This window comes from Endozoicomonas sp. ONNA1 (genome assembly GCF_024606325.1).
Lineage (GTDB): Bacteria > Pseudomonadota > Gammaproteobacteria > Pseudomonadales > Endozoicomonadaceae > Endozoicomonas_A.
This window is the reverse complement of sequence record NZ_JAHHPN010000472.1, coordinates 1-11,877: the sequence shown is the minus strand read 5'-3', so window position 1 is coordinate 11,877 and position 11,877 is coordinate 1. Positions and strand designations below refer to the sequence as shown.

Below are 11,877 nucleotides of genomic sequence, written 5' to 3'. Positions count from 1 at the left end.
CCAGATAAAACTTCAGCATATCCATCCATTTGGGGTCCAGCCTGACCACCTGAACTCTGTCGTATGCAGTACTTCTCTTCTCAAAGATGGCAACGTTGGCACCGGCTTCGAACTGTGACAATGCCAACGTCAGCCCTGTGGGGCCGGCCCCTTCAATAGCTACCCGGGGATGAGTTCTGGCCTCATCATGCTGTTTAATCAGCCAGTCGAGCTGCGCCAGATCAACCTCTTCTCCCCTCAGTGTGCCGATTTCCAGAATCTTCGATAGTTTTTCGTATTCCTCCTCCTCAACTATCCAGAAACCACGGTCTGAGAGCATTGCCATGTCCCACCGTCTGCCCGCCGTCAACTGAATATTCAGCAGTACACGTCTTGATTCCGCTATCAGCTCTCTTTCTTCTTTGGTCAACGCCTCACCCGCTTTCAAGCGTTCTCTGATAGCTTCTACATCTAACTGGGTTACTTCATCACTCAGACGATCCAGCTCCGCTATCACCTGAGCTTTATCGTGAGCTAACTGAAAAAGCATCTGCTCAATGTCAATACCAAATCGCGATTCGAGTTCAGGATCACGGCTCATTGCGTCAATAAAGCGAGCAGTTTTCTGCTGCACCAACTCCCGTGGGTGGCCGTGAATAGAAGGTTCTTTGCGGGTGACATTAATGAAGAATTTCTTAATAACTCTAGCCAGGGCCTGGTCACGGTTTGTATGAGGAAAGCCACTCCAGTTAGCCAATAACTGCTCATATTCATCTTCTGAAAGGCGTTCAGGCAAAGAGTGTATAACCTCCTCAATCACCTCATTGACCAGATCCCGAAAACCATCTGATTGGCGGGTATCTTTAAAATGCTCTTCCAGCTTCGCAATATTCTGATTCAGCCTGCTGCTATCCGGTATTCGCTCAGGGGCAAGGAGCAAAGTCGTGTAATAACCTTTAATAGCCTGGCGGGCATCATAAAGGGAGACGGACGAAATGGTGTCAATCAGTTTTGGAAAGGCTTTTACTCCGTCTTCCGCCTCATTGAGCATCATTCCTATGGACTCAGGTCCCTGAAACACGTTGAGGTTTTCGAGGTGGCTGAGAGTTTTTTCTCTCATCCTTTGCCTCTCCCCGGGGCTGAACCCGGGGATAACACCCGTAGCGACAGCATTGATAAGACGGCTTCTATCCTGTGTATCCAGATGTTTGTCACGAAGCGCCATCAAGACCTGGTCGTACAAAACAGCCTCGGCATCTCTTTTAGCTATGGCTCTAATCTCTCTTACTGACTTTCTGAGAGTAAAAAAGTCAAGCAGTCTTCTGAACAGGTTCTTACGGGGTTTGACCTTGACAACCTTTCTCCCTCTGAAAGTCGTCAAAGAGCCCTGCTCTGTTCTCTCAGGACATTCAGTCACTTCAATCCGGCCCACTCCTCCTTTTTTATGAATCGCCTCAAGCTCTGAGACATTTTTCATCAAATCAACGAACTGAGAACTCGATCCTGGCCTGCCTGTGCCTCCTAAACTCATAGCTCCCTGCCTCCGTGCCTGAGTGGTGCGTCAGATGCGACGAAAAAATAATATATCCGGTAACCGTCTCGCTTAATCATTCACTTAATAGTTTATACCGAGAGGCTACTGGCCTGGGACAGATCCATCAGCTCCCGATTGGCTACAGTAAACATGGCCATTTCGTGCACACTGGCATTACGAATTTCGGATAAAACAGCCTGCCAGCGAGCCACTAGCCCGTGGTGCTGTACCATCCATTCATCCAGTTTCTGACTCAGATCTTCTTCACTCGCGGTATTAAGTAAACCAATAGTCAAAGCTCTCTGCTGCCAGATCAACTCATCACGAATACTGTCCCGGGCTAATGACTGCCAGTGATTCACAACTTCAATATTGCCCAGCTGTATGCTGTACCAGTTCAACTCTAATCGCTCACCCACCGCAAAGTAAGCAAGAGCAACCTTTTCGATGGGTTGTCCAATCTGATCGGCAGCCTGAATAATTGACAGGGCACTTAATAGGTGTCTCTGACCACAGACGACTTTGGCCAGACTTTCCGGCACCTGGTCACTAATCATCCTGGCCATTTTACTATCCAGCTCTTCTCTCTCGGACTCGCTGAGGTAATCCGTGAACGATTCAACAAAACTGCTGATAAGTGGACCAAAATGTTCAATACTCTCTGCCGCCAGAAGATTCTGGCGCTTGAGTCGGATAAACCAGCGGCTGGCACGACGAGTCAATTTAATCAACGACACCATCATCTGCTGCTGCGTAGTGGTGGTAAGCTGGTGATCCAGATTTTCGATGGCGTGCCAGTAATCTGAGATACGGAAAACATCCCTTGCAACCATAAAGGCCCGGGCAATCTCTGCCGCACTGGCACCGGTAGTCTGACGAACCCTGAGCACATAAGTGATACCCATCATATCGATCATATGATTGGCTATCTGGGTCGCTACAATTTCCCTTTTCAGACGGTGTTGATCAATCTGTTCTGAGAACTTTTCTACCAGGGTATCAGGAAAGGAGGTGTGCAACTCATTGGTCATATAGGGTTCATCAATAACATCCGAACTGATCAGTGCTTCCTTGAGATCTGCTTTGCTGTAGGAGATCAGCAGCGACAGTTCCGGACGGGTTAAACCCTGACCTGCTGCCAACCGTTCTGCAAGAGCCTCATTATCAGGCAGGAATTCAATAGACCGGTCGAGCTTACCTTCTCCTTCCAGATACTCCATGAAGCGCTTGTATTCGTCCATGCGATAACGGGCTTCTGATTCTGCGAGGGAAATCGCTTGAGTCTGGCGATAGTTGTTGGAAAGAACCAGCCTTGAAACGTCGTCGGTCATGCTTTCCAGTAATGCATTGCGCTGCTTCACGGTCATGTCACCACTGGCAACAATATCGTTGAGAAGAATCTTGATATTCACCTCGTGGTCAGAACAATCAACCCCACCAGAGTTATCAATAAAGTCTGTATTCAATGCCCCGCCCTGCAGGGAATACTCAACCCTTCCCAACTGACTGAGACCCAGGTTGCCGCCTTCACCGACTACTCTCGCCCTGAGTTCACAGCCGTTAATACGAAGTGGATCATTAGCCTTGTCACCGACATCGGCATGACTTTCATTGATAGCTTTCACATAGGTGCCAATACCACCATTCCAGATTAGGTCGACGGGAGCCCTCAAGAGTGAACGTATCAATTCGTTAGGCGTCATTCGGCCTGCTTTGATATCAAAGCGTTCCTTCATTTCGACCGATACTGTTATGGACTTGGCGTGGCGGGAGAAGATACCACCGCCTTTAGAAATAAGAGATTTGTCATAATCCTGCCAGCTGGAACGGGGAAGATTAAACAACCTCTGCCGTTCAAGATAACTGCGCTTTACATCAGGGTTTGGATCAACAAATATGTTTTGATGGTTGAAGGCAGCGACCATTTCCAGAGTTTCAGATGAGAGCATGCCATTGCCAAAAACATCTCCTGACATATCCCCAACCCCAATGACCGAGATCGGATCTTCCTGAACGTTCACACCGCGTTCACGGAAATGACGCTGTACCGAAACCCAGGCTCCCTTGGCGGTAATACCCATTTTCTTATGATCGTAACCCACACTACCACCAGAAGCGAAAGCATCGCCCAGCCAGAAGCCGTATTCGTTGGCAATCTCATTGGCAACGTCAGAGAATGTAGCAGTTCCCTTGTCAGCTGCTACGACCAGATAAGTATCATCATCGTCATAAAATACGACAGACTTCGGATGAACAACATCGGATTCGGAAAGGTTATCAGTGACATCCAGCAAGGCACGGATAAATGTCTGATAACAGGCCACTCCTTCTTCCATGATAGCTTCCCGATGACCGTCTACCGGCAGCTGTTTAGCAACAAAGCCCCCTTTGGCACCCACCGGAACAATCAGGGCATTCTTGACCTGCTGAGCCTTCACCAAACCCAGGATCTCAGTCCGGTAATCTTCCACCCTGTCAGACCAACGCAGCCCTCCCCGAGCGACTTTGCCACCGCGAAGATGAATACCTTCCACCCTGGGAGAGTAAACAAATATTTCGTAAAGTGGCACCGGCTTTGGAATATCAGGAATCTCCCGTGGTGACAACTTATAGGAAATATACGACTTCGTATTACCATCAGAATCAAGCTGGTAAAAGTTGGTTCTCAGAGTAGCCATGATCACACTCTGAAAGCGGCGAACAATCCGGTCTTCAGTGAGTACCGTTACCTGATCCAAAGCCTCAAGAATGGCTTGCTGAATCTGCTGCTGTCGACCAAGCCGTTGAGGATTAGACAGAGAAAGCTCCGGGTTAAAGCGTGTTTCGAAAAGCTCTACCAGCAAACAGGTGATTTTTATATTATTGCATAAGGTTTCGGCAATATAAGTTTGACTAAAACCCATACGAATCTGTTTGATGTATCGGGAATAAGACCGGAGCATGGCGACCTGACGCCAGCTCATTCCGCAAGCCAGCACCAACAGATTAAACCGGTCATTCTCAGCCTCCCCAAACCAGACCTTTTCAAACGCCACCTTGAATGTCTTGCCAACTTTCTGGATATCCATTGACTTCTGAGGGTCATAGCTCAACAGAAAATCATGAATCCAAATGACCTGACCATCGCTCTTGCGAATAAGATAGGGATACTCAGCCAGTACCCTCAGTCCAAGATTCTCGATAATCGGAATCTGGTCAGCCAGTGGCAGAGGTTCGACATAATGATAGAGCTTGAAGTGAATACGGCCAGGCTCATCATTCAGGGAGCGGTAGAACCCCATAGACAGCGATGTCTTATCATTGATGCGTTCAAAGTGTTCAACATCAACAACCGCTGACTCAGGAGAAAATGCTTCCTTGTAACCGGCAGAAAAGCCTGAGGCATACCTGGCAATCAATTGATTGCCCTTGGCTTCTCCATTGGACTCCAGGAGCGCTGAACGAAATTCATCAATCCAGGAGCTGGTTGCCAGAGCCAGCTCATCATTGATTGCTTCCAGATCATACTCAATTCGTCCACGCAGTTTGAATATAAAATGTACTCTGGCGAGAACAGACTCAGAAAAATACGTGGTAAACTCCGAATCAACAGCTTGAAGTCGTTGACACAGAATCTCTTCCATTTTTATACGGAGACCGGTGCTGTAAACATCTCTGGGTACAAACACCAGTGCAGAACAAAAAGTGCCATAAGGATCCTGACGGATATAGATCCTGATCTTTTTTCGCTCCTGAATTCGGAGAATGGACATAGCCGTGGCGAACAGCTGGTCTCTGGGTGTCTGGAACAATTCATCCCGGGGGAAGACTTCCAGAATCTGCTCCAGTTCCTTGCCATGATGACTCTTTGGATCAAGTTCGGAGCGCTCAATCACTTCTCGGGTCTTGTGGTTAATATAAGGTATAGAGAAAGGGCTCTGACGATACACCGGAGAAGTATAAAGCCCGACAATTCTGGCCTCACCCTCCACCGAACCGTCCTCTGCGAATTGTCGTACGGTGATGAAGTCAGGATAGGCGGGACGGTGGACGCTTGAACGAACCGCTGCCTTGGAGAAGGAGAGCCAGTCTTTTTGCTCAAAGAAGTCCTTTTCTATAAAAGGTTCCAGTTTGAGTTGACCGATTTCCCCCTTATGGGTGGTTCTCAAAAGCCCCAGCAATGAATCGGAAGGACGAATAATCTGTCGCTGACCTTCTCTTTCCACCACTTTGAGCTCTTCGTAACCAAGAAAAGTGAAGTTATTGCTCAGCAACCAGTTTAGGAACTCCTTAACCTGTTCAGCCTGCCCCCCCGTCATGGAGCTGGCCAATTGCTCAACACGACCGGACATGGGTCGGTAGTCTTCGACTACCCTGACCACATCCGCCATCACTGCGGCCACCTGCTCGGCAATAACATCCAGTTCTTCTTCATTATCCTGACGATCAATCTCTACATAGATAATCGCCTCCCTGTGAACCGTTGCCTCAGCGTCCATATCGAATACCAGATTAAACTGGCTGTCCCTGCGGTTATGAATGACGGTATTGCGCAGGTTATGGATGGTTAGCCCGCGTTCATTCAATTTCATTCTCAGGGAGTCTACAAGGAAAGGCATATCCCGGTGAATGAGTCTGAGGATGCTATGGGTCGAGTGCCAGCCATGGTGAGGATAATCCGGATTCAATACCTCTATCTCCGGACTGTCAGGGTTATGGTGCTGGATAAACTTCCAGAACGAGAGGGTTGAGCCCAGAAGATCCCGACGCTTGCATTTGCTCAACTCCTGTCGAATATCCATGGAATAGTACTGATAGACAAACTCACGGAGGGCTTCTTTCTGCTGTTCGGGTATCTGGTTGCTTAACTCCTCAACAATTTTGTCCAAATACTCCTTTCGTTCCATAGTCTCGTGATGACCCATGCTGGCATCTCCGGATAAGAAAATGTATTGCCAGGGACCGTTGACGTCCTTGTCGGCCTGAAAATGACCACGTCAACAGCTTCTGAATAACAACTGATCCTGTTCAAGAACCCTGTTGGCCGTGACAGACACATTGAACAGGTTTATAGCCTGAAAGGAAACTTTTCAGGGAAAGACGCTGTCTAAAGCGAATTCACCCGATCTATTACCAACTTATCGACCTTTGCACCCTAATTAAAGAGTCTGGAATATCTCTGTCCAGAATTCGAAAAGAGGCTGTCAGTTTTCAGACAGCTTCCCATGAACAACTAGACCTGAGCAGACACTGAACCTATATTACAATGTCTCTACTTGAACTATAGGTAAAGGCCTTGCGCTTTGCCCATCAGGACTTTCAGCATGGATAAATACCGTTGATCCATCGATAAGACTGAAGGCAACAGGTAGAACAGGATGAACCGTCGGCTGACAATATCGGAGCCTTATAGAAGCAATATCTAAAGGCGCCCCATTGTCGCTGTCCGGATACGATAACGAACTTACATAACCACAGGCAGCTGTCAGGTATATCCGCTGTTCAGCTGCCGGGAGCTATCAGGGATTCAGGATTCTATGTCTAACAATTCAGAATTGAATGAACTCAGACAATACCTCTGTAGCTGTATTGTCGGACAGGAGCATCTGGTTGACCGTTTATTAATTACCCTGCTGGCCGATGGCCACCTGCTGGTCGAAGGCGCCCCCGGTCTGGCAAAAACCCGGGCCGTTAAAGCGTTGGCCGACGGTCTGGAGGCTGGATTCCACCGTATTCAGTTCACACCCGACCTGCTGCCAGCAGATGTAACGGGTACCGATATTTATATCCCTGAAGACGGCAGCTTCCGTTTCCAGCCGGGCCCTATCTTTCAAAATCTGGTGTTGGCCGATGAGATCAACCGCTCGCCTGCCAAAGTTCAGTCCGCTTTGCTGGAAGCCATGGCTGAGCGTCAGGTCAGCATGGGCCGGAAAACCTACCCACTCCCCAAAGTGTTCATGGTCATGGCCACCCAGAACCCGATTGAACAGGAAGGCACATACCCTCTTCCGGAAGCTCAGCTGGACCGCTTTCTGATGCACGTTCGGGTCAGTTACCCCGATGTCGAAGCCGAGCGACAAATTCTCAGACTCGCTCGTGGTGAAGCCATGAAACAGTCTCCGGTAAAACCGGTCACGCCCCTGACTCAGGCCAACGTTCTTGCCGCAAGACAGAAAGCTCTGGCCGTTCATATGGAACCCGTGGTTGAGGAATACATTGTTCAGCTGATCAATGCCACCCGTCACCCGGCCCTTTACAATGAACGTCTGGGTGAATACCTGGATTACGGTGCCAGCCCCCGGGGTACGATTGCCCTGGATCGATGCGCCCGCGCCAGAGCCTGGCTGAACGACAGGGACTATGTCAGCCCGGATGACGTTCAGGCAGTTGCCCACGATGTCCTTCGGCACCGACTGTTGCTGACTTTCGAAGCCGAGGCCGAAGGAAAAGATGCTGATCACATCATTGATCAGTTACTGAACCTGGTTCCCGTTGCCTGAGCCAGGAGCAAAGCATGAGTGGAGCATACTCACAACTGAATGAGCTGGTCAGCCTGCGTTTTCAGGCCAGAGAACTGGCCATTTTCCGTCAAAATCATTCCCACAGTCTGCTGGCAGGTACCGGCTATTCCCCTTTCAAGGGCAGAGGGATTGACTTTGAGGAGGTGCGTGCTTATCAACCGGGTGACGACATCCGGTCCATTGACTGGCGTGTCACTGCACGCAGGATGAAACCTCACACAAAACTTTTCAGGGAAGAGCGCGAGCGCCCGGTACTGGTTATGGTTGACCAGAGCCATTCGATGTTTTTTGGCAGTCAGTTAAACTTCAAGTCTGTCACTGCTGTCGAGGCTGGTGCCCTACTGGCCTGGGCCACGCTCCTGCACAGTGACCGTATTGGAGGTCTGATTTTTGATGAACAGGGACTCAGTGAGATTCGTCCCAAGCGTTCTAAAAAAACCTTGATGCACCTGCTCAACAAGCTTGAACACCATAATAGAAGCCTTAAGGCTGAAACCATTCCTCACCACCAACAGGACAACTATCTGAGCAAAGCATTGCGACACGCTCGCAGGGTCGCCCACCCGGGCACTCATGTTTTCGTTATCAGTGATTTTCAGCGACTTGACGAAGAGAGCTTTCGTCACCTGTCCCGGCTTTCAGGACATTGTGAATTAATCGCCGTACAAGTGACAGATCCACTGGAATCTGAGCTACCCAGACCGGGGCGCTATGACATTACCAATGGCATTCACCGGCAAACTATCAATACACGCTCCAGAGACCTTCGCCAGAAATACCGATCCCGGCATCATCGTTTCCAGACCTTACTAAAAGACCAGCTGGCCAGCCTAAAGGTGCCTCTTCTGGAGCTAGGGACTGATCAGGACACAGGCAGTCAGCTTCAAGCCTGGTTTGGCTCCCGAATGAATCCCCGGAGGTCGGTATGACACCAAATCCTCTGGATCAACTCCGGCCCAATCATCTACCCGATCCCGTCAGCTTATGGCCGCTGGCTCCCGGCTGGTGGCTGTCCGCCTTTCTAATCATAGTGATTGTCACCCTGATGACGCTGTTTGTGGTTCGCTACATTCGTCGAAATCGCTATCGCAGGCTGGCATGTAAACAGGCTCATTTTATTTTCAGCGCTTATCAGAAACACAATAATGCATTCCAGTTTGCCAATGACTGCAACCGTTTACTCAAACAGACAGCATTGCATGCCTACCCGGCCGAACAGGTCGCTCGTCTTCATGGCGACCCGTGGCTGGAGTTCCTCTCCCAAAAGAGTGGCATCCCCGCATTCAACGGGAACCCCGGACAAGCTCTGGGTGACGCACGTTTTCAGAAAATGTCTGTATCGAAAGAGATGCCCACAGTGAAAGAAGCGTCCGTAGCGAAAGACAAACCAGAGGTTGATGTGAATCAGCTCCATAAACTGACTGTCCGCTGGATCAGGAAACACCATGCTTGAGTTGCAATGGCCCTGGATGTTACTGGCCGCCCCCTTGCCCTTGCTGGTTTATCGTTTTGCCAGCCCCGCCACCCGTGCCTCAGGTGCTGCTTTGCGAGTCCCGTTTTATCGGGGGCTGGCTGATATTGCCGGTGAGCATCCTGCACACCAGGAAACACTTAAGCGCTGGCAAACACTGCTGCCCTGGCTGATCTGGATGCTGCTGGTCGTCGCTGCGTCAAAACCGGTCTGGCTGGGAGAACCGGTTCAAATAGAGAGATCAGGAAGAGATTTGATGATCGCAGTCGACCTGTCCGGCAGTATGGAAATCGCCGACATGGAACTGAAGGGCAAACCGGTGAATCGTCTGGTGGTGACCAAGCATGTATTGAACGACTTTATTGAAAAACGCAAGGGCGACCGGCTTGGACTGATTTTGTTTGGAACCCAGGCCTACCTACAGGCACCTCTCACCTTTGACCTGAAAACCATTGGCACCCTGATGGACGAATCAGCGATTGGCATGGCAGGCAATAAAACCGCCATCGGTGATGCTCTGGGTCTGGCAGTAAAGCACCTTCGTAAACGCCCCCAGGACAGTCGGATACTGATATTAATGACCGACGGTGCCAACACCGCCGGAGAAATTACACCTGTTCAGGCTGCAAAACTGGCCGCTTCGGAAAACATTCGCATTTATACCATTGGCCTGGGAGCGGATGAAATGATCCAGCCAGGCCTCTTTGGTTCATCCATTGGTGCACGGCGGATCAACCCCTCTGAAGATCTGGACGAAAAAACCCTGAAAGAAATTGCAGAGCTCACGGGTGGGCAATATTTCCGGGCAAAAAATACCGAAGGGCTTGAAAAGATATACGACGAACTCGACAAACTGGAGCCTGTCAGGCAGAACAAAGAACGCTTCAGGCCTGGCATAGCCCTGTTTTTCTGGCCTCTGGCACTGGCCCTGATTCTCAGCCTGCTCATGGCGACGCTGAGAGCCTTCCCTGAAGCATCAATTAGCCAGCCAGGGAGGAATCATTAATGAGTGAGCTTATCAGTCAATTCCATTTTCTGCGCCCTCTGTGGTTGCTGGCCTTCATCCCATGTCTGATTCTGCTGACCGCTTTTTGGCGACAACAGCAGCAAACCGGAGACTGGAAGCGGGTTATCGCCCCTGAATTATTGCAACACCTTACACAGGGTCACAGTGAGAAACAGAGCCGACTCCCCTTCTACCTGCTTTTGGCTGTCTGGACACTGGCCGTTCTGGCACTGGCTGGCCCTACCTGGCAAAAAATCCCCACCCCTGTTAACAAAAGTCTTCAGCCCCTGGTAGTCGTCGTAGATATGTCTTACAAAATGTATGCTGAAGACGATAAACCCGATCGACTTTCCAGGACTCGTTACAAACTGCTGGATCTGTTTAATATGCGCAAGGACGGGCTTTCAGCCCTGGTTGCCTTCGCAGGCTCAGCACATACTGTTGCCCCCTTAACAGACGACAATCGTACTTTAGCCAACCTGGTTCCGGCACTATCCCCCAAGATTATGCCGGAACAGGGAGACAACCCCATCGATGGCATTGAACAGGCCCTTGAATTACTGGCACAGGGAGCTGGGGAAGCGGGCGATATCCTCCTGATTACTGACCATATTCCAGATACACAGGTCAGCAAAATACGTTCACTGCTGCAAAAGAGCGGCAGTACTCTTTCAATTCTGGGCATTGGCAGCGAGAAAGGTGCTCCCATCAGCCTGCCCGGAGGAGGCTTCCTCAAAGACAAACAAGGCACCATTATTGTCCCCAAGAAGGATCGCCAGCAGCTCCGCCACCTCGCACAATCGACAGGTGGCACGTATGCAGACATGACTCTGGATGACAGTGATTTGAAAGCCGTTCTGCCAAAAGCCGGACTCAATGATAACTCAGTCAAGGTTGAGACGCAGTTTGACCAATGGCAGGATGCTGGCTTCTGGTTGGTATTGCTGCTTTTGCCTCTGGCACTGTCCGGCTTCAGAAAAGGCTGGTTAACCGTCTTCCTGCTGGCAACAATAATCCCTTCCCCTCCAGCACAGGCGGTAGAATGGAACAGCCTCTGGCATAACGATAACCAACAGGCTATGGAAGCACTCAATAACCAAAAGCCTGAACAGGCCGCTGAAAAGTTCACCCGACTGGACTGGAAAGGTGAGGCCCTCTATCAGGCGGGTAAGTACGAAGAAGCAGCCAGTGAATTTGCCCGTTCCAATACCGCAAAAGGCTTTTACAACCAAGGTAATGCCCTCGCCAGAGCCGGCAAGCTGGATGAAGCAGAAGCCGCCTACGACAAAGCCCTTGAGCTAAACCCCGGCATGGAAGATGCTATCGCCAATAAAAAGCTGATTGAAGACCTGAAAAAGCAGCAGCAACAGCAACAACAGCAACAGCA

At 50.0% G+C, this 11,877-nt stretch carries 7 protein-coding genes; 5 read left to right on the top strand and 2 right to left on the bottom strand.

The features are described from left to right. Both KDK19_RS10795 and KDK19_RS10790 read right to left on the bottom strand, forming a co-directional pair. On the bottom strand, positions 1 to 1,510 hold a 1,510-nt coding region (locus KDK19_RS10795; protein WP_257291929.1), incomplete at its 3' end, for a hypothetical protein. A gap of 92 nt (positions 1,511 to 1,602) precedes the next feature. Beyond that, positions 1,603 to 6,417: an NAD-glutamate dehydrogenase gene (locus tag KDK19_RS10790; protein WP_257281089.1), complete on the bottom strand. Its 4,815-nt coding sequence runs from the start codon at positions 6,415 to 6,417 to the stop codon at positions 1,603 to 1,605. 612 nt (positions 6,418 to 7,029) lie between these two features. On the opposite strand from KDK19_RS10790, the gene KDK19_RS10785 reads away from it, so the two are divergent. The 5 genes from KDK19_RS10785 to KDK19_RS10765 all read left to right on the top strand — a co-directional run. Next, positions 7,030 to 7,992 (top strand): MoxR family ATPase, encoded by a 963-nt coding sequence (locus KDK19_RS10785; RefSeq protein ID WP_257281090.1) that lies wholly within the window; start codon positions 7,030 to 7,032, stop codon positions 7,990 to 7,992. Between the two features lie 14 nt (positions 7,993 to 8,006). Further along, on the top strand, positions 8,007 to 8,942 hold the full coding sequence (locus KDK19_RS10780; RefSeq protein ID WP_257254798.1) for a DUF58 domain-containing protein: 936 nt from the start codon (positions 8,007 to 8,009) through the stop codon (positions 8,940 to 8,942). Further along, complete coding sequence (locus KDK19_RS10775) at positions 8,939 to 9,466, top strand: DUF4381 domain-containing protein (protein ID WP_257291928.1); 528 nt, start codon at positions 8,939 to 8,941, stop codon at positions 9,464 to 9,466. Before KDK19_RS10780 ends, KDK19_RS10775 begins: the two co-directional genes overlap by 4 nt. Next, the gene (locus tag KDK19_RS10770) at positions 9,459 to 10,490 is read left to right on the top strand and encodes a VWA domain-containing protein (protein WP_257252376.1); all 1,032 of its coding nucleotides are present in this window, start codon (positions 9,459 to 9,461) and stop codon (positions 10,488 to 10,490) included. Before KDK19_RS10775 ends, KDK19_RS10770 begins: the two co-directional genes overlap by 8 nt. After that, on the top strand, positions 10,490 to 11,877 hold a 1,388-nt coding region (locus tag KDK19_RS10765; protein WP_257291927.1), incomplete at its 3' end, for a VWA domain-containing protein. The genes KDK19_RS10770 and KDK19_RS10765, both read left to right, overlap by 1 nt.